The 24,117-nt window shown below is 39.8% G+C and carries 32 protein-coding genes; 20 read left to right on the top strand and 12 right to left on the bottom strand.

Features of this window, described 5'->3' with window-relative positions; translation table 11 throughout:
• The first annotated feature begins 145 nt into the window (after window positions 1–145).
• Window positions 146–1,771, top strand: a complete 1,626-nt coding sequence (locus tag JL001_RS00550) for an acyl-CoA carboxylase subunit beta (RefSeq protein ID WP_200974221.1) — start codon at window positions 146–148, stop codon at window positions 1,769–1,771.
• A gap of 73 nt (window positions 1,772–1,844) precedes the next feature.
• Entirely contained in the window at window positions 1,845–2,693 is an 849-nt protein-coding gene (locus JL001_RS00545; RefSeq protein WP_200974220.1) for a transglutaminase-like domain-containing protein, read from the top strand.
• Here JL001_RS00545 and JL001_RS00540 read toward each other — a convergent pair.
• Both JL001_RS00540 and JL001_RS00535 read right to left on the bottom strand, forming a co-directional pair.
• Window positions 2,686–3,270, bottom strand: coding sequence for a redoxin domain-containing protein (locus JL001_RS00540; protein ID WP_200974219.1), 585 nt, complete (start codon window positions 3,268–3,270; stop codon window positions 2,686–2,688). The genes JL001_RS00545 and JL001_RS00540 overlap by 8 nt on opposite strands.
• 59 nt (window positions 3,271–3,329) lie before the next feature.
• Window positions 3,330–3,959: a 4'-phosphopantetheinyl transferase superfamily protein gene (locus tag JL001_RS00535; RefSeq protein WP_192011261.1), complete on the bottom strand. Its 630-nt coding sequence runs from the start codon at window positions 3,957–3,959 to the stop codon at window positions 3,330–3,332.
• A 39-nt stretch (window positions 3,960–3,998) separates the two neighbouring features.
• Here JL001_RS00535 and JL001_RS00530 point away from each other — a divergent pair, with 39 nt between their 5' ends.
• From JL001_RS00530 to JL001_RS00515, 4 genes are read left to right on the top strand one after another with little or no spacing between them, the layout of a single operon-like run.
• The gene (locus tag JL001_RS00530; RefSeq protein WP_200974218.1) at window positions 3,999–4,910 is read left to right on the top strand and encodes a WD40 repeat domain-containing protein; all 912 of its coding nucleotides are present in this window, start codon (window positions 3,999–4,001) and stop codon (window positions 4,908–4,910) included.
• A gap of 5 nt (window positions 4,911–4,915) precedes the next feature.
• Entirely contained in the window at window positions 4,916–5,755 is an 840-nt protein-coding gene (locus tag JL001_RS00525; protein ID WP_200974217.1) for a DivIVA domain-containing protein, read from the top strand.
• On the top strand, window positions 5,755–6,120 hold the full coding sequence (gene folB, locus JL001_RS00520) for a dihydroneopterin aldolase (RefSeq protein ID WP_200974216.1): 366 nt from the start codon (window positions 5,755–5,757) through the stop codon (window positions 6,118–6,120). Before JL001_RS00525 ends, folB begins: the two co-directional genes overlap by 1 nt.
• On the top strand, window positions 6,121–6,582 hold the full coding sequence (locus JL001_RS00515; protein WP_200974215.1) for a DUF4268 domain-containing protein: 462 nt from the start codon (window positions 6,121–6,123) through the stop codon (window positions 6,580–6,582). It abuts the gene before it with no gap.
• Here JL001_RS00515 and JL001_RS00510 read toward each other — a convergent pair.
• Together JL001_RS00510 and JL001_RS00505 are read right to left on the bottom strand one after the other, a co-directional pair.
• Window positions 6,577–7,077 (bottom strand): DUF6265 family protein, encoded by a 501-nt coding sequence (locus tag JL001_RS00510; RefSeq protein WP_200974214.1) that lies wholly within the window; start codon window positions 7,075–7,077, stop codon window positions 6,577–6,579. The genes JL001_RS00515 and JL001_RS00510 overlap by 6 nt on opposite strands.
• Before the next feature lie 17 nt (window positions 7,078–7,094).
• Window positions 7,095–7,415, bottom strand: coding sequence for an iron-sulfur cluster assembly accessory protein (locus JL001_RS00505; RefSeq protein WP_200974213.1), 321 nt, complete (start codon window positions 7,413–7,415; stop codon window positions 7,095–7,097).
• Between the two features lie 104 nt (window positions 7,416–7,519).
• Between JL001_RS00505 and JL001_RS00500 the strand changes: the two genes are divergently transcribed.
• Genes JL001_RS00500 through JL001_RS00485 form a run of 4 tightly spaced genes read left to right on the top strand, consistent with a single transcriptional unit; the run spans window position 7,520 to window position 9,858 of the window.
• Window positions 7,520–8,041, top strand: coding sequence for a hypothetical protein (locus JL001_RS00500; protein ID WP_200974212.1), 522 nt, complete (start codon window positions 7,520–7,522; stop codon window positions 8,039–8,041).
• 13 nt (window positions 8,042–8,054) lie between these two features.
• Complete coding sequence (locus JL001_RS00495; protein ID WP_192011269.1) at window positions 8,055–8,471, top strand: YkvA family protein; 417 nt, start codon at window positions 8,055–8,057, stop codon at window positions 8,469–8,471.
• A 36-nt stretch (window positions 8,472–8,507) separates the two neighbouring features.
• Window positions 8,508–9,119, top strand: coding sequence for a thioredoxin family protein (locus JL001_RS00490; protein ID WP_200974211.1), 612 nt, complete (start codon window positions 8,508–8,510; stop codon window positions 9,117–9,119).
• Between the two features lie 19 nt (window positions 9,120–9,138).
• A complete protein-coding gene (locus tag JL001_RS00485) occupies window positions 9,139–9,858 on the top strand; it encodes an oxidoreductase (RefSeq protein WP_200974210.1) in 720 nt (239 codons plus the stop codon).
• 25 nt (window positions 9,859–9,883) lie between these two features.
• Here the strand turns inward: JL001_RS00485 and JL001_RS00480 are convergent, their stop codons facing one another.
• Entirely contained in the window at window positions 9,884–11,071 is a 1,188-nt protein-coding gene (locus tag JL001_RS00480; protein ID WP_236252659.1) for a hypothetical protein, read from the bottom strand.
• A 36-nt stretch (window positions 11,072–11,107) separates the two neighbouring features.
• Between JL001_RS00480 and dtd the strand changes: the two genes are divergently transcribed.
• From dtd to JL001_RS00465, 3 genes are read left to right on the top strand one after another with little or no spacing between them, the layout of a single operon-like run.
• Window positions 11,108–11,560, top strand: a complete 453-nt coding sequence (gene dtd, locus JL001_RS00475; RefSeq protein ID WP_200974208.1) for a D-aminoacyl-tRNA deacylase — start codon at window positions 11,108–11,110, stop codon at window positions 11,558–11,560.
• A 4-nt stretch (window positions 11,561–11,564) separates the two neighbouring features.
• Window positions 11,565–13,070, top strand: coding sequence for an ATP-binding cassette domain-containing protein (locus tag JL001_RS00470; protein WP_200974207.1), 1,506 nt, complete (start codon window positions 11,565–11,567; stop codon window positions 13,068–13,070).
• A 9-nt stretch (window positions 13,071–13,079) separates the two neighbouring features.
• Complete coding sequence (locus tag JL001_RS00465) at window positions 13,080–13,406, top strand: nucleotide pyrophosphohydrolase (RefSeq protein ID WP_192011275.1); 327 nt, start codon at window positions 13,080–13,082, stop codon at window positions 13,404–13,406.
• A gap of 91 nt (window positions 13,407–13,497) precedes the next feature.
• On the opposite strand, the gene JL001_RS00460 is transcribed toward JL001_RS00465, so the two are convergent.
• From JL001_RS00460 to JL001_RS00450, 3 genes are read right to left on the bottom strand one after another with little or no spacing between them, the layout of a single operon-like run.
• A complete protein-coding gene (locus JL001_RS00460; protein WP_236252658.1) occupies window positions 13,498–14,658 on the bottom strand; it encodes a 3-oxoacyl-ACP synthase in 1,161 nt (386 codons plus the stop codon).
• A 1-nt stretch (window position 14,659) separates the two neighbouring features.
• Window positions 14,660–15,256: a dethiobiotin synthase gene (gene bioD, locus JL001_RS00455; protein WP_200974206.1), complete on the bottom strand. Its 597-nt coding sequence runs from the start codon at window positions 15,254–15,256 to the stop codon at window positions 14,660–14,662.
• 1 nt (window position 15,257) lies between these two features.
• The gene (locus tag JL001_RS00450) at window positions 15,258–16,379 is read right to left on the bottom strand and encodes a pyridoxal phosphate-dependent aminotransferase family protein (RefSeq protein ID WP_200974205.1); all 1,122 of its coding nucleotides are present in this window, start codon (window positions 16,377–16,379) and stop codon (window positions 15,258–15,260) included.
• 197 nt (window positions 16,380–16,576) lie between these two features.
• Between JL001_RS00450 and JL001_RS23100 the strand changes: the two genes are divergently transcribed.
• Both JL001_RS23100 and JL001_RS23095 read left to right on the top strand, forming a co-directional pair.
• The gene (locus JL001_RS23100; RefSeq protein ID WP_236252656.1) at window positions 16,577–16,708 is read left to right on the top strand and encodes a hypothetical protein; all 132 of its coding nucleotides are present in this window, start codon (window positions 16,577–16,579) and stop codon (window positions 16,706–16,708) included.
• Window positions 16,674–16,757, top strand: coding sequence for a GxxExxY protein (locus JL001_RS23095; protein ID WP_236252954.1), 84 nt, complete (start codon window positions 16,674–16,676; stop codon window positions 16,755–16,757). Before JL001_RS23100 ends, JL001_RS23095 begins: the two co-directional genes overlap by 35 nt.
• Before the next feature lie 124 nt (window positions 16,758–16,881).
• Here JL001_RS23095 and JL001_RS00440 read toward each other — a convergent pair whose 3' ends face one another.
• From JL001_RS00440 to JL001_RS00430, 3 genes are all read right to left on the bottom strand, one after another.
• Window positions 16,882–17,607: a 2-phosphosulfolactate phosphatase gene (locus JL001_RS00440; RefSeq protein ID WP_200974204.1), complete on the bottom strand. Its 726-nt coding sequence runs from the start codon at window positions 17,605–17,607 to the stop codon at window positions 16,882–16,884.
• A gap of 57 nt (window positions 17,608–17,664) precedes the next feature.
• Complete coding sequence (gene gcvT / locus JL001_RS00435; protein ID WP_200974203.1) at window positions 17,665–18,759, bottom strand: glycine cleavage system aminomethyltransferase GcvT; 1,095 nt, start codon at window positions 18,757–18,759, stop codon at window positions 17,665–17,667.
• A gap of 122 nt (window positions 18,760–18,881) precedes the next feature.
• Window positions 18,882–19,208 (bottom strand): iron-sulfur cluster assembly accessory protein, encoded by a 327-nt coding sequence (locus JL001_RS00430; protein WP_200974202.1) that lies wholly within the window; start codon window positions 19,206–19,208, stop codon window positions 18,882–18,884.
• A 95-nt stretch (window positions 19,209–19,303) separates the two neighbouring features.
• Here JL001_RS00430 and mce point away from each other — a divergent pair, with 95 nt between their 5' ends.
• Window positions 19,304–19,717, top strand: a complete 414-nt coding sequence (mce, locus tag JL001_RS00425) for a methylmalonyl-CoA epimerase (protein WP_200974201.1) — start codon at window positions 19,304–19,306, stop codon at window positions 19,715–19,717.
• Between the two features lie 38 nt (window positions 19,718–19,755).
• The gene (gene thiL, locus JL001_RS00420; RefSeq protein WP_200974200.1) at window positions 19,756–20,784 is read left to right on the top strand and encodes a thiamine-phosphate kinase; all 1,029 of its coding nucleotides are present in this window, start codon (window positions 19,756–19,758) and stop codon (window positions 20,782–20,784) included.
• Between the two features lie 89 nt (window positions 20,785–20,873).
• Here thiL and ruvC read toward each other — a convergent pair whose 3' ends face one another.
• Window positions 20,874–21,446, bottom strand: a complete 573-nt coding sequence (gene ruvC / locus JL001_RS00415) for a crossover junction endodeoxyribonuclease RuvC (protein ID WP_200974199.1) — start codon at window positions 21,444–21,446, stop codon at window positions 20,874–20,876.
• A 32-nt stretch (window positions 21,447–21,478) separates the two neighbouring features.
• Here ruvC and JL001_RS00410 point away from each other — a divergent pair, with 32 nt between their 5' ends.
• Genes JL001_RS00410 through JL001_RS00400 form a run of 3 tightly spaced genes read left to right on the top strand, consistent with a single transcriptional unit; the run spans window position 21,479 to window position 24,111 of the window.
• Window positions 21,479–22,594, top strand: a complete 1,116-nt coding sequence (locus tag JL001_RS00410; protein ID WP_200974198.1) for a glycosyltransferase — start codon at window positions 21,479–21,481, stop codon at window positions 22,592–22,594.
• Window positions 22,595–22,636: 42 nt separating this feature from the next.
• Window positions 22,637–22,888, top strand: coding sequence for a hypothetical protein (locus tag JL001_RS00405; RefSeq protein WP_200974197.1), 252 nt, complete (start codon window positions 22,637–22,639; stop codon window positions 22,886–22,888).
• Window positions 22,889–22,899: 11 nt separating this feature from the next.
• A complete protein-coding gene (locus JL001_RS00400; RefSeq protein ID WP_200974196.1) occupies window positions 22,900–24,111 on the top strand; it encodes a PP2C family protein-serine/threonine phosphatase in 1,212 nt (403 codons plus the stop codon).
• Window positions 24,112–24,117 lie beyond the last annotated feature (6 nt).

Here is a 24,117-nt window from a genome sequence, read left to right as displayed (position 1 = left end):
GACCAGCTGGCTTTTTTTATGGGTGAGTTTTTAAGAAATCAAGACCAATATCATTTGAATTTTTATATATTGGAATAAGTCAATTTTTCGCCATCCATTAAATCGACAAATGGCGATTGCCAAATGTAATCAAGTTTATAAACCCATGAGTGAAGTCAAAACAAACAAAGAACAGCACGAAGAATTACTTCGGTTTTTAAAGGAAAAGATCGCCAAAGTCAAACAGGGGGGAGGAGAGAAGCGAATCGCCAAAGAACATGAAAAGGGCAAATTGACAGCAAGAGAGAGGATTGACTATTTATTGGATGAGGGGGATGAATTTTTAGAAATTGGTGCTTTGGCCGCAGATCAAATGTATTTGGAAGAGGGAGGCTGTCCGTCCGCTGGTGTAGTAACGGGCATAGGTCAGGTTAGTGGCCGCATGTGTGTGGTAGTAGCCAATGATGCCACTGTGAAAGCTGGCGCCTGGTTTCCCATGACCGCCAAGAAGAACCTCAGAGCACAAGAAGTGGCCATGGAAAATAGACTCCCCATTATTTATTTGGTAGATAGTGCCGGTGTGTTTCTTCCAAAGCAAAATGAAATATTTCCAGATAAAGAACATTTTGGTAGGCAGTTTAGAAATAATGCGAAGATGTCGGCTATGGGGATTGTTCAGGTAGCTGCCATCATGGGAAGCTGTGTGGCAGGAGGAGCATATTTGCCAATTATGTCCGATGAAGCTTTGATCGTGGATAAGACAGGTTCTATATTTTTGGCAGGGTCTTATTTGGTAAAAGCTGCGATTGGTGAGTCCGTGGACAATGAAACCTTAGGTGGAGCTACCACACACTGTGAAATCTCAGGGGTCACTGATAATAAATATGATAATGACCAAGCTTGTTTAGATGCGATCAAGCGTATTTTCAATACACTTGGGGCGAGAGAGGATGCCGGTTTTGATAGGGTGAAATCAATAGAGCCAGAGAAATCTTACGAAGAATTATTATCCCTTTTTCCTATCGATAGGGCCAAACCTTATGATATGCATGAACTGTTGAAAGGCCTCGTAGATCAAGGTTCCTTTGACGAATACAAACCCGACTACGGCCAGACCTTGGTTTGTGGTACGGCAAGGGTAGATGGATGGGCTGTAGGCATTGTAGCGAATCAAAGGAAAATGGTAAAAACCAAGAAGGGAGAAATGCAGATGGGAGGAGTGATTTACTCAGACTCTGCGGATAAAGCGGCACGATTCATCATGAACTGCAATCAACGTAAAATACCTTTATTGTTTCTTCAGGATGTAAGTGGCTTTATGGTCGGTAGTAGGGCGGAACATGGAGGGATCATTAAGGATGGGGCCAAAATGGTCAATGCAATGGCCAACTCTGTGGTTCCCAAGTTTACCATTATCATTGGCAATTCTTATGGGGCAGGAAACTACGCCATGTGCGGCAAAGCCTATGACCCTCGATTGATTTACAGCTGGCCTACAGCTCAGATGGCAGTGATGTCTGGTGCATCTGCGGCAAAGACCTTACTACAGATTAAGGTGGCTTCACTTAAGAAGACTGGCAAGGAGATAAGTCCTGATGATGAGGCGAAACTATTAAAGGATATTTCGGACAAATATGAAGAGGAATTGAGTCCTTACTATGCGGCTGCAAGATTGTGGGTTGATGGGGTGATAGCCCCTCAAGAAACCAGAAAAGTGATTTCAATGGGCATAACGGCAGCCAATCATGCGCCCATTATTGAACGCTTTAATGTAGGAGTTATTCAAACTTGATCGTAAATTTGAGCTTAGTAAAATTTGACGTTAATCTAGATGTTTTCAAACCCTGTTATCGGGGCAATACTATATGGGAGAGCTTACAGAAAAAGAATTGCATGCATTGGTTTCTTTGTTGGATGATTCAGATCGTGAAGTAAAAGATCATGTGAAAGATAAAATCATCTCCTTGGGAAATGCCGTAATTCCTTTTTTGGAGAAGAAGTGGGAAAGTAGCTTTAATCCTGAATTGCAAAAAGAAATAGAGGAGCTGGTGCATGAGCTTCAGTTTTCACTCCTCAAAGAAAGGTTGGAGCAATGGAAACTGTCTGAAGAGCAGGATTTGTTGAAAGGACTTTGGATATTGAATACATACCAATATCCTGATTTGGACTTTGAGTCCATGAATGCGGATATGCACCAGATTTATTTTGAAGTTTGGACAGCTTTCAAAACAGATATTTCTCCATACGATCAAATTCGATTGATCAATAATGTATTGTTCAATCAACTGAAGTTTTCAGCTAATACTAAAAATTTCCATTCTCCTGGGAATAGCATGATCAGCAATGTGTTGGATACTCGAAAAGGGAATCCCATTAGTTTGTGTGCTGTTTATTATTTGGTAGCTCAAAAATTAGGTTTGCCGGTTTTTGGTGTCAATTTGCCGAATTTGTTTGTGTTGACTTACAAGTCAGAAGCTACTACGTTTTATATCAATGCTTTCAATAAAGGGCTGATTTTTAGCAAGCAGGATATCAATAATTATTTGGAGCATCTGAAGATTGAGCCGAAAGAGGAGTTTTTTGAGCCTTGTGCCCATATAGATATTCTCCGAAGAACTCTAAGGAACCTGACTGTTTCTTTCGAAAAACTGGGAGAACCGGAAAAGATCGAGGAAATTCGACAGCTTTTGGAAATCCTTGGGGCAATCAATTAAGGGGAACGATATTACACCCTACTGCTCGTAAGCTGTTTGGAATGGGATGTTGATCGGCCAGTACTTGGTCGATGGCTGTTTTTAGGTATTGCTTGGTAACCTGATTGGGTAGTTGAGCATTATTATCAATCGCACCATGATAGGCAATAGAAAACCCAGTTGGGCTTGGTGTAAGGACATAGGCCTCTGGTAGTTTTGATGCTTTTAGGCTTTTGGTCACCGATTGATTAGAGTCAATCAAATAGGCAAATTTAATTCCTTTCTGAGCAATTTTGGATTTGATGGCATTGGTAGACTCTTCCTCACTTTGCCCATGGTGAGGGTTAATAAAGGCAAAGATTACGCTTTTATCCATATATGATTTCTGCAGATTGATCAAACGATCTTCATATAGCTTAGCAAAAGGACAATTGTTGGATGTGAAAATCAAAATAACAGCTGGATATTTATTGTAATCTTGAAGTTTAAAAGTGGTATTGCTAACAATATCCTCCAACTCAAAAGAGGCTACTTGCCTTGCATTAGAGGTCACGTTAATGATTAGTACGGTTAATATCAATAATACAAGTTTTTTCATTTGGAGTGTGGTTGATTGTTTTCTTGTATTACAAAAATCAGGCTAATGATGTTGTTGATTTACCAAATGGTGTAGGTCATTATCAAATCATGCTGCCTTTCTACCTTTACCGAGTAATAATGGTCGGCAAAGTCGGTATCATAAATTTTTCCTTTTATAACTCTATCATTGATATCAAAGGGGGATAAAAGGATATGTTGTCTCAAGCTGATCCCTTTTCGACCTTGGCACTTGAAAATAGATTCTTTCGCAGACCAGGCAATGGTGTACAATACTGGGTCATTGTTTAGGAATGCGATTTCCGTTGGGTCAAGAAATTTGGGGCCAAGCCTAACCACTTTTTCTTTAATGTAGTCGATGTCTATTCCCACCGGCATTTCCTTATGAAAAATAGCGGCAGCTAATCCCTGGGTATGTGTCAAGGAAACATTGCCATATCCATCCATTGGGTAGGATTTTCCATGTTCATCTTTGTAGAAACCAGGATAGGCCATGTTGATCGCATCCAGAGCTGACTTGATGGCCAGTCGTGCCCCTTTCCATTCTTTACGCTTCTCTGGATGACTGATGTTGGCAAAAGAAAGCTTCTCCCTGAAACTCAAAAAATCCACAGTTTTATTTTCCTGCTCTTCAATATTCTTAATGGCTAAAGCAGATAAAGGACTTATTTTTTCTATTTTTGCTTGCATACAGCCGAGGAGAAGGTTACGTGATTCAAAATGCAATATATGCCAAAAATTCAAGTAAATAAACTTTATACACTTACTGGACATAATGATAGTATTTTTGCTTTGGTAGAGGGAAATGATCCTCGTTATTTTTATACTGGTGCAGGAGATGGGATGGTAGTGAAGTGGGATTTGGATGCTCCCAAAGATGGAAAACTGATCGCTAAATTACCTCACTCCGTCTATGCTTTGGCCATAGATGATCAGCGCGATTTGTTGTTTATTGGACACAATTTTGAAGGCGTACATGTCATCGATTTAAACACAAATAAGGAAATTTGGTCTCTGAAAATTACGGATCATGCAATTTTTGATATTAAGATCTATAAGAACCAAGCTTTTGTAGGAACAGGGGATGGTGTTGTCACAGTTCTGGATATTGAGGAGCGTTCTATTTTGAAGCACATCAAGCTAGGGGAAAAGAATATTAGAGTAATGGCCCTGGATGTCCAAAAAGAGCATTTGGCCATTGGATCCAGTGATAATACTGTGAAGGTGTTTGATCTAAATGGTTTTTCTCCGGTAAAAAAACTGGACGAACATACTAATTCCGTTTTTGCACTTCGTTATTCTCCTGATGGGAAATTACTGATCAGTGGAGGTCGGGATGCGCATCTAAAAATATGGGAGACGAAAGCATATAAGCTGCAGGAAAATATCGTTGCGCATATGTATGCGATCAACTATCTTGCCTTTCGAGAAGATGGTAAATATTTTGTAACTTGTAGTATGGATAAATCCATTAAGCTGTGGGAAACTGCTACTTTGCAGCTTAAAAAGGTAATTGATAAATCCAGACATGCAGGGCATGGAACTTCGGTCAACAAGGTGATTTGGAGTAAATATACCCATCAAATTATAGCAGTGAGTGATGACCGGACCATTTCCATTTGGGAAATAGAACTTCAATAAAACATATGAAAATAACGCCGTTAGAAATCCGCCAAAAAACATTTGAGAAAAACTTCAGAGGATTTGATAAAGATGAAGTGAGTTCCTTTTTAGTGTCTCTTTCTCAGGAATGGGAAAGGGAAATGGATGAAAAAAGGGAACTTCAAATCAAGCTGGAGCAGGTGGAAAAGGAATCAGCTAAGCTCAGGGAAGTGGAAGATTCACTTTTTAAAACACTCAAAGCGGCTGAGGATACAGGAGCCAGCATGATAGAGCAGGCGAACAAGACGGCAGAACTGATCTTAAAGGAAGCCCAGATGAATTCAGATGCGATGATTTCTGAGGCTAAGAACAAATCCCGCAGCATCATAGAAGAGGCTGAAAGTAGAGCCAAGAGGATTATTGAAGACCTTAAAGCTGATGTTGGAACCTTGGTGGAGAGTTATGAAGATTTATTGGCACAGAGGGAGATAATAATACGGAACTTGAAAAACTTGGCTACTGATAGTTTAGAAAACATCAAGCAGTCCCAAGATGATATCAAACGCTTGGATATGGCTACCCATACCAAAGCTGTCAAAGATTTGAGCAGACAATCACCTTCTTTTAGTCATGAAAGTGCTCCCGGCCAAACAAAGGAAAAGTCCCATACTTTTGTAATTGAAAAGAAAAGTGAAGCACCTGAAGAAAAGCCTCCAATTTCCCAACAGGTAGAACTTCCCTTGGAAAGCAAGAAGGAAGAAGTAATACCAGAAAAAACTGAAGTACCTGAAATAAAAGTTGAGGCCCCAAGTAAGATTGAAGAACCTTCAGAAAATATTAGTAGGAAAAAAGAGTCAGGTTCGTTTTTTGACCAGTTTGATTGATGGGAAAGGTAGCTTTAGAAGGGATAGAGTTTCATGCATTTCATGGAGTATTTACTGAAGAAAAGAAATTGGGAAACCGATTTACGGTAGATATTCATGTGGATACTGATTTCAAAAAGGCAATGCTGGAGGATGATTTGAATGAAACGGTGGATTATGCACGTCTTTACCAAATCGCCAAATCTCATATGGAAGAGCCTGTAAAGCTTTTGGAGCATTTGGGACATTTGATGGTTCAGGATATTCTAAAAGCTTATCCTCAGTTGAAATCTATCGACATCATTATCAAAAAGCATAACCCTGCATTGGGAGGAGTGGTCAATTACTCAGTGGTAAAAGTATCCTATCCAGAAGATTATCAATAAGTGTACAAACGAGCGGAAATCACCAAAACCAAAAAGGATTTTTGGACAGCCTTTGGGCAATATATGAAACCGGTACCTTCAGCAGAAGGAGGTCGGGTCAACTGGCAAAACTACAAAACCCATGTTGGTCAAGTGTTTTTTAGGATGAAAGCCGAAAGAGGCTATGCCTCTATTGGAATAGAGATCAACCACAAGGATACAGAAATACAGGAATTGGTATTTGAGCAGTTCGAGACTTTCAAGAAGATATTGCACGGAACTTTGGGAGAAGAGTGGGATTGGCAGCTTCATGCCCAAGATGAATATGGCAAGGTGGTTTCGAAAATAGAAAAAAGAATTGGCGGTGTCAATGTTATGGAACGGGACACCTGGCCTGAAATCATTTCTTTCCTCAAGCCTCGAATCATTGCCCTTGATGAGTTTTGGTCGAATGTGAAACCAGCTTTTGAAGACTTCTTATAGATCCTCTTTAATATACTCAAATGTTTCAATGGAGGATTCTCCATTATGTTCCATAGCCAGCTTAAGGATCATTTTTTCTCCTTCACGACGAATGGTAAGTCCACTAAAATATGCCGTTTGCCCTTCAGTTTTGATAAAGCGAAAATTGACCCATTTTTCTTTTTCTTCCCATCCAGTGAAATCGGCCCAGAAATGCTTGACTTTTAGTTGAAGTTTTCCTTCTTCCTCCAGAATAGCCATATACTCTGAAAAGACCAACTTCCCATTTTCTATAAACCTAAAAATACCCACCATACTGTTTCCTTGTTGTGGCAACCAAAGTTCTTCGCATTCACCACCAAAACCATTTCCTTTCCAAAATCCAACCATCCAGCTCAAATCTGAAAGGTTACCAGGTGCCGCTTTTTCACCTTCTTTTAGCTTAAGGACTTCTTGTCCAAAAGAAAGGCTATAAGTTGCAAAACAAAGAAGAAGGAATAGAAAAATCTTTTTCATAGCAGTGGGGTTAGGTTTTACTCTTGTACATCATGTCTTTTAGGAATGTCAGGGTTGACAAAGGTAAATCCGCGTGCATCATTACCCTCATAGAAATCTACTTGCATGCCCATCAAGAACATCACATGTTTTTTCTCAATCAGCACAGGGATTCCCTCCAATTCAAATTGCTCATCTCCATCCTTTGATTTGTCGAAGCCCAAAGCATAGGACATGCCGCCACAACCTCCTCCTTTAACACCTACCCGCAAGGAGTAGTCTGAGGGGATGTTCTTGTGCTCCATGATACTTTTAATTTCTTCTTGGGCCTTCTCTGTAATGGTAATCGGTATCAGCATGCCTAGTAAATGTTCTGATTGATTTGTTAGTTCAAAAATAATGACAAATAATCAACTTCTCTTTGAAATATTTTAGATATTCGGGTATTAATCGAAAATAGTGAATGGCGTATTTTATTGAATTGTTAAAGATCATTGTGCCAGCCGGGCTGGTAATTTATGGGATGTATTTGGTTATTGTGTCCTTTTTGTCCAAAGAAAGGGAAGCCAAATTGATTACTTTGAAAACCCGAAATTCTGACACTGTATTACCTATTCGTCTTCAGGCTGCAGAACGCTTGTGTTTATTGCTTGAAAGGCTCACACCCAATAATTTGGTAAGAAGGGTGAATGATCAAGCTTATTCCGCTAAGGAACTTCATAGTCTCTTGCTGAGTGAAATCAGGGAAGAGTTCAACCACAACTTGGCGCAGCAAGTTTACTTTTCTGATGAGGCTTGGGAGAGTGTTCGCAATGCTGTAGAGGGAGTCATTACCTTGGTCAATAGGGCCATGCAAGAAGTAAATCCTGAAGCCAAGGGAATGGATTTGGCCAAGAAGATATTCCAGTTATCTTTAGAACAGAAAAACGATGGCATTTCTTTTGCGTTACAAAAGGTGAAATCTGAAATTAGGGTATACTTCTAAGGAAAAAGACATTATGGCAAACTGGAAGAGTGAACAAGGGAATTTACTGGATAGAGCAAAAGGGCTTTATCAGGCCAAAGCTGAAAAGATAGTGGAGAGCAAAGAGAAAGTGCAGCAACTTATTCAAAAAGTCACTGATAAACTCCACCAGTTAGCTGAAAACCCCACTGTCAAGGAATCTAAATTCTATATTGATGTGGTGCTCAGAATGGTGAAAGCCTATTATAAAAATGAGTACCGCAGTTTTTCTACCAAAACATTGGTGCTTTTGGTTTTGGGTTTGCTATACTTTGTTATGCCTTTTGACCTTATTCCTGATTTTATCGTTGGACTTGGGTTTGTCGATGATCTATCCGTTTTGTTGGCCATTACCAAAAGTGTCCAAAGTGATATTTATGATTTTTTAGAATGGGAAAGAACTAAGGTATAGTCAGTCTTGTTAAAGGCTGAAAAACAAGGAAACTATATGACTACCATTACTTCTTCGATTAGCCATGAGCTGATTGACCAAGCGATGAGCTATACACAATACAAAGAGTTGATTGATCAGCTGTTTTCTGAAAGTAGGACCACAGGCAACAATCATTCCGAGGCTATGATCGAATATACCCGGATCAATATCCAAAGAATGAAACGTTGGGACAAAACTTCTAAAGTAGGTGAGGAAGCAGTTGAGCTGGTTAAGAAATTAGACAGAAAACAAGTGTGGTTGGTTTTGACGGAAGGATGGTGTGGAGATGGTGCACAAAATATGCCCTATATTGAAAAGTTAGCAGCTTTTTCTGATCTTGTTGAAGTTAAGTATATTCTAAGAGATGAAAACTTGGAAGTAATGGACGATTACCTTACCAATGGAGGTCGTTCCATCCCAAAATTGATTGCTTTGGACAAGGAAACTTTAGAAGAGTTGTTTACTTGGGGGCCTAGACCCAGTGAATTACAAAAAATGGTGATGGATTACAAAGCAGATCCACAAGGTGTATCCCAACCAGATTTCAATAATCGTGTCCATTTATGGTACGCAAAGGATAAAAATCAAACGCTTGAGCGTGATTTTGTTACTTTATTAAGTAGGTAGAAATATACCAATTTCAATTATGAAGACCATCGCATTAGTTTCGGGAGCTTCTGGTTTAATAGGTGTACAGTTGCTTCATCAACTGTTCAAGGAAAAGGCCTATGATTATGTCCTATCCGTTTCGAGAAGGGAATTAGCTTTTAAGCATGCCAAACTGGTGCAGGTAGTGGTGGACTTTGAGCATATTGGTCAAACCAGCCTTCTGGATAGTTTGAGAGAGTTTGATCTTGGCGGAGATAATCAGGAATTGATCAAAGCTATTGAAAACAAAGAATTTACCATGCATGCTTTTTGTGCTTTGGGAACAACGATCAAAAAGGCCAAGTCACAAGAGAATTTCTATAAAATTGACCATGATTTTGTGATCAACTTTGCAAGGTGGGCACACCAGTGGGGAGCCAGTAAATTTTTGTATGTTAGTTCGCTTGGGGCAGATCAACAGTCATCTATTTTTTACAATAAAGTAAAGGGAGAAGTGGAAGAGGACTTGAAGGTAATTCCTTTCAAATACTTAGGTATTTTCAGGCCCTCAATTTTATTGGGAGATCGAAAGGAGACGAGGATTGGGGAATCAGTCGGTAAAGCTGTGATGAAAGCCTTTACTTCATTTGGCCTGTTCAAAAAGTACAAACCCATCTATGATCATCAGGTGGCAAAGGCCATGATTCACCAAGCGCTCAATGATGAACTGGAAGTGGTAAAAATTATAGAATCCAAGCAAATGCAGGTTTTTGAATGAAGGTAAATTGAGAAGAGATACTTTCTCAGTGACTATGATTTACCTGTAAGTATTTTTTGCTAATCAAAGCCAAAAGCAATGTGTAGACCAAGTAGATCACTACCCAAGCCCAAGGTGCATATTCAGGATACCAAGTCTTCCAATTTTCAAAATCACTTCCTCCATCAGGAATAAATTCGAACAAACGCTGAACAGGAATACTGATCACGAATAATATGATCCATTGACGGTAAGAAAGGGCTAATCTCTGCAAAAATAGGACCATCATAAATGGAGCTCCTAGAAACGCGATTCTTGTAAAATCTCCTCCAGCAAAAAGGCTGAAGAATAGGTAAACACCAACCAATGGAAACAATACTTTTTGGAATTCATTTTCTGAATTGATCAAAAGTTTTCTATTCCAAATCATGATCCATATAAAAGCTCCATAAGCCAAGGATAGTGAAAGCACCCATCTAAGCAACAGGTCGGGATGACCAATCAAACCAAGTGTATTATTAAAAAGGTTGATAATGGCATTTTTCCCAGTATTTGCTCCAGGGAAATAAAGACTGGTAGTTTTTAAGGTAATAAAACTCAATGCCAGTGCCACTAACAAATAGATAAACTGTATTCTTTTACCTTTTTGAAGCCATGGAATACCGGGATAAAGGCAGAGCACTACAAGGATAGGCAAAAAAGATTCTTTTTGAATGGTAGCAATGGGCGCGATTAATATCAAAAGCCACCACTTCTTTTTGATCAAAGCCAAAAGTAGCAAAAGTTGGAATAGGTAAAGTGGTAAGTCTACCGTAATAGGGTCGGAGAGATTGGCTTTCCAAATGTCCACCCAATGGAAAGTTATCCAAAACCATCCGAGCCAGGTTTTGAACCGATCCAATCCCACAGTAGGAGCAACAATAAACCAAACAGGTATCCAGGCTATTCCAAAAAGAAGGTTTATAATTTTGAAATTTGTGTAAATGTCATCAAATGGAAATTGGGCGGCTAACCAAGGAACTAAAATGCGGACACTAAAAGGGTAGTTGACTGTGTAATGGTCTGTTATACCTTTGAAGTATTCATAAGCTTTTTGATATTGATTGGCATCAAAAAGAGGGTTGAGTTGATGCTGTAAAGGTGACTGAAACCAGTTGAATACCAAAAAGCCCATAAGGCTGATTGCTATAGCCAAAATGACATCTTTAAAACTATATATCTTAGCTGAATTCAATTATCTTCAAGTTTTTATTTGAAAAATACGATTACAATGATAGCAGTTATTCAGCGGGTTTCGGAATCTTCGGTGAAAATTGATGGTACAATCAAAGGTGAGATAGGACAAGGCTTAATGGTTTTGTTGGGGATTGAGGAGGCAGACAATGCTGAGGATATCACGTGGCTAAGTAAGAAAATTGTCAATTTGAGGATTTTTGGTGATGAGAATGGGGTGATGAACAAAAGCCTGTTGGATGTGGGCGGGGAGATACTTTTGATCAGCCAGTTTACCCTGCATGCCAGTACAAAAAAGGGAAACAGGCCATCTTATATTAAGGCAGCCAAACCGGATATTGCGATTCCATTATATGAATCATTTATCCAACAAGTAGAGAATGACTTGGGCAAAACCATTGAAACAGGAGAGTTTGGAGCAGATATGAAAGTGGCTTTGGTGAACGATGGACCTGTAACCATCTGTATTGATTCAAAAAATAAAATATAAAAGGATGGGGTCATTGTTTCTATCGATCGAAAATGCTCATGTCAGGTATTTTGACAGGAATATCTTTCAGGACTTGAACTTCCATATGCAGGAAGGGGAGAACTGGGCCATCTTGAGTGCTTCTGGTTCGGAAAAAACTGCATTTTTGGATACCATTTTGGGTAAGACTGTACTTTCAGAGGGGAGGGTGACTAGGGATTTTGCGGTGGATTATCAAAAGGAAATGACTGCACAGGGTAGGATTAATAGCTTTAGGGATTTGATTGCCGTAGTTTCCCAGAAATACACTTTTACCAATAAGTCCAACCTTCAAAACTTTTATTACCAGCAACGCTTTAATTCTTCAGAATCTGAAGAGGCTGCCACAGTAATAGAGCATCTGCAGGAAGTGGAGATCAAGCAGGAGGGGCAATGGACTGTTGAAAAGGTAATGGAATTGCTGGATTTGGAGGTGTTAAAGGATAAGTCTCTGATTAAGCTGTCCAATGGAGAAAGCAGGAGGTTGACCATTGCAGGAGCGCTGCTAAGGAATCCAAAACTCTTTTTGATGGACCAACCCATGACCGGTTTGGATGTAGATACCAGAAAGCATTTTGGAGAAGTATTGGAGGCCATGGTAGCATCCGGAATTCAGGTGATCATGACGACTTCTCCAGAGGAAATTCCCAATGCCATTACACACGTAGCGATATTGGATGGAGGTAAAATTGTGCAGTTGGAGAAAAGGGAAGATTTTCACGAAAGAGATTTGGTCAATCATGAAGCCCTTTCGCAATTTGATCATAAAAAGTTGGATGAATTGATTCAGAATAATCCTGTTATGCGATTTGATACGCTGGTCAAGATGAATCAAATCCATATCCAGTATAATAGCAAGGTGATTTTGGACCGGATCAATTGGGAAGTCAAACAGGGAGAATGTTGGGTGTTGAGAGGGCATAATGGAGCTGGAAAATCTACTTTGCTCAGTTTGATCAATGGAGAGAATCCTCAGGCTTATGCCAATGATATTGTTCTTTTTGGTAGAAAGCGGGGAACCGGAGAAACGATTTGGGATATCAAGCGTCCCATTGGTTTTGTGTCACCAGAACTGGCAAGGTATTTTCCCAGAAACCAGACCTGTTTGAAGGTGGTGCTTTCTGGTTTATTTGATTCCATTGGCTTGTTCAAAAAAGTCAGTGAGGAGCAAGAGCAGCTTGCCATGGAATGGTTGAAGTTGTTCAGAATAGAACATGTGGCCCAAATGCTTTTGCACCAGATCCCTTTGGAGAACCAGCGCTTTTGTCTTTTGGCCAGGGCTTTGATAAAATCGCCAGCCTTACTGATCCTTGATGAGGCTGCTCAGGGAATGGATGATGAGCAAAGGATTTTGTTCCGTGAGACGATTGACCATATCGGAAGGCATCCTGATGTTTCGATGATCTATGTAAGCCATTATGAAGAAGATATTCCGAAAGTAGTTGATAGAGAGTTGGTATTGGAAGATGGGAAGGTTATAAGAAGTATTTAATGAAATAAAATGACAATAGAAGAAGCACAAGAAAAGGTAGATCATTGGATCAAGACGGTTGGGGTAAGGTATTTCAATGAACTGACCAATATGACCATCTTGACGGAAGAAGTGGGAGAGTTGGCGCGGATCATGGCCAGGAAATATGGTGAACAGTCCTTTAAGGAAAGTGACAAGGGCAAGGACCTAGGAGATGAAATGGCAGATGTGCTATGGGTGTTGATCTGCTTGGCCAATCAAACAGGTGTTGACCTTACCAAGGCCTTGGAGAAAAATTTTGAGAAGAAAAATATCCGGGATATTGATCGGCACAAAAACAATGATAAGCTGAAGTGAAAATAGTCGAGAGTATTGAGTATGTAGTCTTGAGACAATAGATAGTAGATATGAGGTTTTTGTCTCATGTCTACTTTCTATTGTCTTAAATCTATTTTCCAACCACCGCGCAGATAGCTTGTCCCCCAAACCCTAATGCTGTGATCAGGATTTTATTGATCGATTTAGGCGGATCAACTTCATTTTTGATGTAATCTGGTAATGTTGGAAGTTCCTGATTTTGCAAGATGGAAATGGCTAGATCTAAATTGGCCGCTAAGCTGGAGCCTAGTGAGTGCCCAATCTTCCACTTGTTGGAAATAGTATAAGGAACTTTATCACCAAAGACGGTTTGGTAAGCATTTTTTTCAGCTATATCTCCCAGTTTGGTGCCGGGGAAGTGTCCGATTATTAAATCTATCTTTGGGACTGATTCAGTATTAAAGGCTCTTTTTGCTGCAGTTACTATGCAATTTCCTTGGGAGGATAATTCAGTGGAATGGTGGATTTTTTCTACAGCAGATCCCACTCCATCCAAGTAGGCGAGTACATTGTTATTGTTTTTCTTTAGTTCGAAAGCATAAGCCCCTTCACCTAGTACCATGGTATTTTGTTCCTTTTCAAAATCCATGGACCTGCAAGGGTAGTTATTGTTTGCTCCATTGGCATAAATTCGAATCGCCTTCATTTGGTCTATGGTCAATTGACCTGTGGGGCATTCCACAGCTGATGCGATAAAACTATCCGCCATACCACTATTCAGCCAGGCAAAGGCATTTTGTAAAGTCAGTCCAAAGCTACTGCAAGTGGAAGATTGAAAGAAAAGGGAACTATCCGATTCATGCAGTAAGCTGGGCCAACTGCTGGCAAAACCTAAGGTAGAATGAGGAGAGGTCCAAACAGGCAGGTTTGGGTTTTCTTGCTGCATTCTGGATAGGAAATCAATGCTTCCTCTTGAAGTGGCCGCATTGATCATTTGACCTTCCGAAGGCTGTAAATCCATTTTGTGGATCAGATAAGAAAGTAATTTGGCTTCCTCTGGAAAACGTTCTGGTTTGTGACCTAGGTCTTGGATATATCCGTTTATTTTATTCCACAAGCTGGTAGAAACACTTGCTTTCCAATCTCCATTCGTGTTTTGGTCAAAAGAATGTTCCTTCGTAGTGTATCTTTGGTCTTCTGTGGATTCATATAGCCCCAAAGGGTTTATAGCCATGGCTTTAGTGATGCCAATTTTATTCTTCTCCGATCTCATCTCTTCACTATAATTCATCTCAGCCGATTTGTTTAAGATGCGGCAATTCATTTTTCTCCATGTCCCATTCCTCCATCCTATATTGCTCGATAGGTGAGAAGCGCTTCAAAATAGCACTTTCTGAAGAAGCATTTTCTTCACCGTTCCAGATTATGGTGAAATCCTTAATTCCTGCCGAGGCCAATGCCTGCAGTGTCAGTAAACTATGGTTGATGCTGCCCAAATAATGCCTAATGACAATTACAGGATGTAGTTTTGATTCCAAAAGAAAATCCAGATAGGTTTGGCTCTCATTGAAAGGAACCATTAGGCCTCCAGCTCCTTCTACGCAGAGTTTTTCTGAGTTCCTTGGGATAAGCGATTCAGGAAGAGAAACTTCAATACCCTCCAGTTTTGCAGCCAAGTGTGGAGATTGAGGTGTTTTTAACCTGTAAGCTTCCTGATGAATATGGGTTCCTAGCGAATGTTTAGAAATAAAAATAGTATCAGATTGGTCCAAATCACCACATTGTACTGGTTTCCAGTAAGCATGTCCAAATGTCTTGCACAGGGCAGCTGAACAAACTGTTTTGCCTATTCCTGTTCCTATTCCCGTAACAAATACCTTATTGTTCATTTTATTTATTCAACAAGCTGATAAGCTCTTGTATTTCTTTTTTTGTGTTAAATGAGTGTAGCACCAGTCGAATTCTTTCCTCTCCAGATTTTACTGTGGGAGAAAGAATAGCATAGCAATTCACACCTGATTGTTGTAATAATTTTACTTTCCCCTTTAGTCTGGGGATATCAGCACATTGCCAATACTGGATTGGACTTGGGTTTCGGGAAAAGTTGTCAGGTAATTCTTTGACCATGTCCAAATAGGTCTCGATGGTCTGATCCAGTTGGTCGAAATTGCTTTTCTTTTTAAAGAGGTCTAAAGCAGCCTTAATGCTGTTTACCTGGTCGATAGATGGTGCAGTGGTATAAATAAATGCCCTACTAAAGTTAATCAGGAAATCCCTGAGTTTGTTAGACCCCAATACCATTGCTCCATGTCCTCCGGCAGCTTTGCCAAAGGTAATAACCCTGGCAAAAAGATTAGGATGATTGTGGAATGAAGCTGAAATTCCTTTTTTATTCTGTCCCAAGGTTCCAAGGGAATGAGCTTCGTCAATGATCAAGGCTGCTTGGTACTTTTGGCAAAGAGCAAGCATTTCTTTGATATCAGGGATATCTCCGTGCATGGAAAACAATCCTTCTGTGAGCACCAATAGCCTTTTGTTATTGCTAGATTGCTGCTTGAGTTTTCTTTCTAAATCATCAAGGTCATTGTGCTTGAATGATGTTTTTTGCCCGAAGCTCAGACGCATCCCTTCCTTAATACTGGCATGGACATGTTCATCAAAGACAAAACAGCTGTCCTTATCTCCCAATGCAGAAAGCAGGCCCACATTGGCCATATAGCCGGAATTATAAAGTAGCGCTGCCGGGCTGTCCATAAAATTAGCAAAATCCTGCTCCAAAAGTTCTATCTCTGGATGGTTTCCGCTGATTAATCTTGAGCCAGTAGCTCCGCTCCATTGTGGAGGTGAAGTTTGGGGTATTGCTTGGTTAAGCAGTCCTTTTGTGGAGTAACCAAGGTAATCGTTGGAAAAGAAATCCACTTTGTCAGGGGAGGTTTTTTTAAGCGTCCTCAATCTATTGGAAGAGGCCGCTTGCTCCAATTTGGACTGGATAAATTGGTGGTGCTTTTCCATGGAGCACAAAGGTAAATCCTATTGACCGAATTGCAAAGAATAAACCGCAAAGGACAAGGAGAACAAAGGATATTAACCGCGGAGGACACAGAGAGGTTACAAAGGGCTCAGAGGTTTAGTTGAAGAAGGATGAAGGAAAGGGTTTATTAGAGCATGTCTATTAAGAGTGTATTTTTTATAAATTAAAAAGTACAGGAATGTTAGTGGAAAAAGAGGTGGGGTTGCCTCTGGTTTTTGAAGTGGTAAAGATTGAGTGCAGTTATAGACTGGGTTTGCTGGTCGAAAATAAGGTTATTGCTAGGGTTAAAAAGCGTAGAAACTCTAAATGATATTCATTTAGCCCAAACATTAACCTATCTTAAATTAGAGTATTATTAATTGGGACTTTTGATGAATTTTAATGTGTTACTTTTAAAGAATGGAATAAAGAGAGTGATAAATGATCAATAGAATCAAATTGTTTCTTTGTGACCTCTGTGTTCTTTGTGGTAAAAATAGGTTGCTACCCTACTTTATTAAGCACTACTTTTACTAATTCCTCTCCTTCGAGTTTTCCGACGAAGTTGTATTTGTCCAGAGTCAGGCAGAAGTCAATGTCCGCTTCAATATTGTGGTTTTGCAATCTTTTGGCGTGGGAAGCCTGACCTAGAAAGCTTTTAAGGTTCCCTTGGTTTTGTTCATAAAGGGCTTTCATTCCAATGGCGCCATCACAATCGAAGTCAAACTCATTGGCCAAAACACTTACCAAAGCTCCAGCATACAAAGAATCTTCCAAGTTGAACATTCCCTTCCATCCGGCACAGTGGATCACCACATCTTTGCCCTGCTGAACAAGGTAATCTGCTGTAGCCTGCAAATTTAAGAATGCCCCTATCAAAACTTCAGCGGCATCTTTTTTTGATTTCTCAATAGTCAGTGTTCCGTTGGTGGTAGTAACGGCAATCTTCTTTCCGGCATAAGCATTGTTCAGGTAGCTTAGTGGAGAGTTTCCCAGTTCGAAGCCTTCTGCAGTTTGGCCATTCCTTTCTCCAGCTATAATGTAGCCTAGGGATTTCATGTTTCTGCAAGCTTCCAAACCCGCTACAGGAGTAATTGAAGTTACCTTATTGGCCAATCCTGTGATCATAGTAGAGGTGGCGCGGAAAATATCAACAACTACTACGATTTTGTTTTTTAAATCGTGCAGATGTACCAGTTCAGGGCTTAGACAGACTTCGATTTTAGGCATAATAAAAGCAATGAGTTCCTGTACACCGCACAGGAACTCTATATTTAAATGATGTTTTTATTTCTTTAGTAAAGGTAGTTTTTCCACTACAGCAGCCAAGTTTTTGTTTCGCACACTAACGGCGATTTCTGTACCAGGCTTTGCATAAGCGATATCCACATACCCCAAACCAATGCCAATCCCCATACTTGGTGACATGGTTCCGGAAGTAACTTCCCCTATTTGTTCACCTGATTCATTAAGGATTGGATAGTGGGCTCTTGGAATACCTTTGTCTTTAAATTTAAAACCTACCAATTTTTTGGAAATACCTTCCTCTTTTTGCTGCTTTAAATTTTCACTGTTGATAAAATCTTTGGTGAATTTGGTGATCCAGCCAAGACCTGCCTCAAGAGGTGAGGTGGTGTCATCAATATCGTTGCCATAAAGACAATACCCCATCTCCAATCTCAATGTGTCTCTAGCACCAAGGCCAATAGGCTTGATGTCAAATTCAGCACCCGCTTCAAATATGGCATCCCAAACAGCAAGGGCATCTTCATTTTTTACATATATCTCAAAACCACCAGCTCCAGTGTATCCCGTTCCAGAAATAATGACATCTTGTTTACCTGCAAATTCACCAATAGCGAAATGATAGAATTTGATTTCATCCAATTTCACTGATGTCAACTTTTGTAATGCTGCAGTTGCTTTTGGACCTTGAACCGCAAATAGAGAGATTTCATCAGAAATGTTTTCCAACTCGGCTCCAACGGTGTTATGTTGATTTACCCAATCCCAATCTTTATCGATGTTGGAAGCATTGACTACCAGCATATATTCTTCTTCGTCCATCTTGTAGACGATCAGGTCATCCACGATTCCTCCTTTTTCATTGGGAAAGCAAGAATATTGTGCTTGATCAATGACCAGCTTGGAAGCATCATTGGAAGTGACCTTTTGGATTAAGGCTAAAGCATTGGGGCCTTTAACCATAAATTCGCCCATGTGGGAAACATCAAAAACGCCTACGCCATTTCTAACAGTATTGTGCTCTTCTTTGTCTGAGGAATACCTGACAGGCATATTATATCCTGCAAAAGGCACCATTTTTCCTCCTAATTCAATGTGCTTGTCGTTAAGCGCGACTTTTTTGATTGTATTTTCCATATACTTGGGTCTTATTTCCTTTTCGGCAAAGGTAATAAATGAGCCCTAAAAAACGAGAAAGGAAACAAAAAAGACCGACTATTTAGGCCGGTCTTATAAAATGAGTTTGTTCAATTTACTTATTAGATCGCGAAGCTTTCTCCACATCCGCAAGTCCGGGAAGCATTAGGGTTGACAAATTGAAAGCCTTTGCCGTTCAGGCCATCGGTGAATTCCAAGGTGGTACCGGCCAAATAAAGTAAGCTTTTTTTATCTACCAGGATTTTGATTCCATTGTCTTCAAATATTTTGTCACTATCGGCAATGTTCTCGTCAAAGCCCAAGTCGTACATCAAGCCTGAGCAGCCACCGCCTTTTACCGATACTCGGATATTCTCATTGTCCTTTCTGCCCTCTTCCTGTTTCAATTCTAGGATCCGCTCTTTTGCTTTGTCTGAAACGATGATCATATTTTCTGTAGATTAATGTTCAAGTGAATTTAGATTAAGTTATAAACATGCTTAACTTAGAAATAATTCCTAATACAAATATACAAATTTAGCGCATGAGAAAAATCGAGCACTTAGGAATAGCTGTAAAAGACCTAAAAAAATCCACAGAATTGTTTGAAAAGCTCCTTGGTACGCCATCTTATAAAGAAGAAGCGGTAAAAAGTGAGGAAGTTGTTACCTCTTTTTTTCAAGTGGGAGAAACCAAGATAGAACTGCTTCAGTCAAGCGATGGTCAAGGTCCTATTCGTAAGTTTATCGAAAAAAGAAATGAAGGATTGCACCATATTGCATTTGCAGTTGATGATATTTATGCAGAAATGGAAAGACTCCAAGAAGCAGGTTTCGAAGTGCTCAATGATGTGCCAAAAAGAGGTGCGGATCATAAATTAATTGTATTTTTGCACCCTCGCTCCACCAATGGTGTTTTGGTGGAATTGTGTCAGGACATAGATTCAAGTTCAGAATAAATTCTTGAAAGAACAGAAAAGCTTAAGAAAAGTAAACCATGAGTGAAAAGAGAACAGAAATAGGAGAACTGGGAGAGTTTGGTCTGATTGATCAGTTGAATAGCAAAATACAAATACGACATCAGGAAACTTTAAAAGGAATCGGTGATGATGCAGCGGTATTGGATGCAGGAGATAAGGTAAAGGTAATCACTACTGACCTTTTGCTTGAAGGGGTTCATTTTGATCTTTCCTATGCGCCACTTCATCATTTGGGTTTCAAAGCAGTTGCTGTCAATATTTCAGATGTAGCAGCCATGAATGCCATTCCCAAGCAGATAACTGTAAGTATTGCCCTGAGCAATAGATTTTCAGTAGAGGCAGTGGAGGCTTTGTATGCAGGAATAAATGCAGCAGCAGAACATTATAATGTTGATGTAATCGGAGGGGACACCACTAGCTCAAGGTCCGGTTTGGTTATTTCAGTGACTGCCATTGGAGAAGTAGAAAAAGGTAAGGAGGTCTACCGTTCTGGTGCCAAAGTAAATGATATTATCTGTGTTACTGGAGATCTAGGAGCAGCTTTAATCGGTCTTCAGGTTTTAGAGAGAGAAAAAGAGGTATTTATGGCTGACCCTAATATGAAACCTCAGTTGGATAAGTACTCTTATGTGACAGGCCGGCAACTTAAACCTGACGCAAGAATGGATATCATCCATGAGCTAAAAGAGTTGGAAGTGGTTCCCACAGCCATGATGGATGTGTCAGATGGACTTGCCTCTGAACTTTTTCATATCTGTAAAGAATCCAATGTCGGGGTCATGATTTATGAGGATAAATTACCAATTGATAAGCAAACTTTTGATACTGCGGTAGAGTTTAACTTAGATCCAATTACTTGTGTTTTGAACGGAGGGGAGGATTATGAATTGTTATTTACGATCAGCCAAGATGATTTTCATAAGTTGGAAAAACACCCGGACATTCATTTTATTGGTCATGTGACCAAAGCAGATGAAGGTAAGTTTATGGTGACGAAAAGTGAAACGGCCGTTCAGCTTAAAGCACAAGGCTGGGTGCATTTTTAAAAGCATAAAGGTGTTGAATATATTATTAGCCACAGTTGGTTAGATAAAAAGAGAAAATTGATTCTTTTTTGCTACCAGCTGTGGTTTTTTTATTTGACCCTATCAGGATTTTCTTCTAAAAAGGCTTTCCATCCTGCGGTTCTTCCTCGTGTTTGTAATCGTCCATCATGGAAATGGTGGCATATTGCTACAGCCAATGCATCAGTAGCATCCAATAGCTTGGGAATTGATTCAATTTTTAAAAGTGTTTTGAGCATTTCAGCCACTTGTTCTTTGGAGGCATTGCCATTTCCAGTGACCGATTGTTTTACTTTTTTGGGAGAATATTCGGCAATGGGAATATCCCTGGCCAGCGCTGCAGCCATAGCCACTCCCTGAGCACGCCCTAACTTCAGCATGGATTGGACGTTTTGTCCATAAAAGGGAGCTTCCAAGGCTACTTTGTCTGGCAGGAATTCATCTATGATACCGGTAACCCGTTCAAAAATCTTTTTCAGTTTCAGTTCATGAGAGCCATATTTCTTGAGGTGGATAACACCATATTGTATGGTCTCATATTTATTTCCTTTTACCAAAATCAATCCATAGCCCATCACATTGGTACCGGGATCAATTCCTAAAATGATTTGTTCTTTCACCTCCTTTTTCGCTATTTTGCCCATTAGCGCAATTTAGTAGAAATACTCCCATGGGCATGAATCTTTTGGCATTTTTCTTTTTTGAAGCCTTGGTTATTTATTTGGCCATATTGGTGATGCTGGCCGTTTTTTGGCGTAAGTCAAAGGGTAAGACTTCAGAGAAAATAAATGTTTTCGATTATCCAGTTACCTTATTGGTTCCCTTTAGGAATGAAAAGAGCCAATTACCCAAGTTGTTGGAAAGCTTGGAGAAATTGACTTATCCAAGTTTGCAGGTTATTTTGATTGATGATTCAAGTGAAGACGGGGGAGCAGAATACGTAGACTCATGGATTAAAGGAAAAAGTTATAGCCATTTTTTGATGGTCCAAAGTCAGGCGCAAGGAAAAAAAGGAGCGATAGAACAAGGAGTGGTTCTTTCCAACGGCTACATTATTCTGACAACGGATGCTGATTGTGTTTTGCCTTCAGATTGGGTCGAAAATATGCTTCAGCCTTTTAACGACCCCAAGGTTCAAATGGTGGCTGGGCCTGTAATGTCAGAAGGCAGAAAAAGTAACTTCAATCAATTCCAACAAATAGAATGGTCCAGTATTTTGTTGATGACCAATTTCTTTTTTCAGATCAACAAACCCATTATGTGTAGTGCTGCCAATATGGGCTACAGAAAAGAAGCTTTTCAACATTTGGGTGGTTATCAAGGCAATCGTGAACAAAGCTCTGGGGATGATTCTTTTCTGTTGGAGAAAGTGGTAAGGGCATTTGGATATCATGCAATTCATTATTTCACGGATGAAAAAGTATTGGTTAAGACCAAAGCAGAAAAAAACTGGAGCTTATTCATTGCACAAAGGGCGCGATGGGTCAGTAAATGGAACAAGCATCAATCCATGGAAAATGCATTCGGAGCAGTGGTGACCGCTGGGTTTTCCTTGGCTAGTTTGTTAAGTCCGCTGCTACTGTTGGGGTCTGGCTTGATGCCGCTTCTTTTTTTACTTTATTGGGTACTTAAATTAGGTGTGGAGTATGTTGTAATGAATAAAGTTTTGGAAGGATATGAAATAAAAGCACCTTTTTTAAGTTTTATTTACGCGAGTTTCTGTCATCCTTGTTTTGTGATTGTTGTGGCTTTGTCTTCATTTTTCGGGAAATTTAAGTGGAAAGGAAGGTAATGTGTTTGAATAGACCTAAATTTACTTAAACATTAGATTAGGATGTCAGAGGAAGAGTATGAATTAATGGACGAATTGTATTTTGTACAGCCTTTTGGTTACCTTAAGGAGACGCTTGGTTGGGAAGAAGAGCGGCTATTGTTGGTCTTACAAGGGCTTTATGAAAGGGAATTGATCAAATGCTTAAAGGAGCCTGATAGAGAGATTTTTGATGAAGTGGAGGTAGTGAAAGAAGGAAGGGCTTATTATTATCTGGCTACCAAGAAAGGCCTCATGGAACACAATACAATGTAAATGACAAGGTTTTGACTGCAGAAACAGTAAAATATCAAAGAAAAGAACTTGAGCTCAAGGCTTTGCTGGAAATCACGCAGGCCATTAACGAGAACAAAACAGAATCTGTTCTACTCAACATATTTAAGTTTACCTGTTTGGTGCATCTTAATATTAGGTCCTTGGTGTTGTATGTGGCCAATTCAGAAGGGTTTGAAGAAAGAGTAAAGCATGGTGTGAAGCAAAATATTCCCAAGCTTATCCCTCACACTGATGTGGATGATAATCGGGAAATTGGGAAGCTGAATTTGGTGATGCCGGAGGATTATTCTTTTAATGAACTTGATATATATGTTCCGGTTTATCATAAGGATAAGATGCTCGCTATTTTACTGTTAAAAATAAAAGATACTGAACAGGAGTTAGATCTCGACTTTACACAGGCGTTGACCAATATCCTGGTAGTGGCACTAGAAAACAAACGGTTTGCTAGAAGGCAATTGGAGCAAGAAAGGCTGAAGCGTGAAGTGGAAATCGCCAGCAATGTGCAGCGGATGTTGTTTCCGGCAACCTTACCTGTCAAGGATAAAATTGATGCGAAAGTAACTTACTATCCCCATAGCACTGTTGGTGGGGACTATTATGATTTGATAGAGAAATCGGAAGATGAAGTTTTCTTTTGTATTGCTGATGTATCAGGCAAAGGCATGCCTGCGGCTTTGTTAATGTCCAACTTTCAGGCGGCATTGAGAACTTTGCTCAGAAGCTCATCTGATTTGAAGATGGTTGCTGAGCAGTTAAACTTTACCATATTTGAAAATACGAATGGGGAAAGGTTCATTACTTTCTTTTTAGGGTATTATAATTACAAAACCAAGACGCTAAAATTTATCAATGCAGGTCATAATCCGCCTGTGCTTTGTTGGGAGAAAGAAGGTAAAAGTGAGCTTTTGGAAGCAGGCACTACCATTTTGGGTGCCTTTAAGCAGCTGCCGTTTTTGGAAGAAGGTGAGCGCTCTGGATTAAGTGACTTTACCCTGCACATGTATACAGATGGCTTGACAGAAGCTTTTAATGCAAATGATGAAGAATATGGAGAGGAACGGTTTATGTCTTTTGTCAATAGGAACAATTGCATTTCTCCTGAGTATTTCCATGAAGTTTTTTTTGAGGAATGGAATGAATTTTCTGGAGAGATAGCTCGTAGGGATGACATCACCTTGTTGAGTATTCGCTTCAAATAATGGCTT

This window comes from Echinicola sp. 20G (assembly GCF_015533855.1).
Taxonomy (GTDB): domain Bacteria; phylum Bacteroidota; class Bacteroidia; order Cytophagales; family Cyclobacteriaceae; genus Echinicola.
The sequence above is the reverse complement of the archived record's forward strand: the minus strand, read 5'-3'. Positions and strand labels throughout refer to the sequence as shown.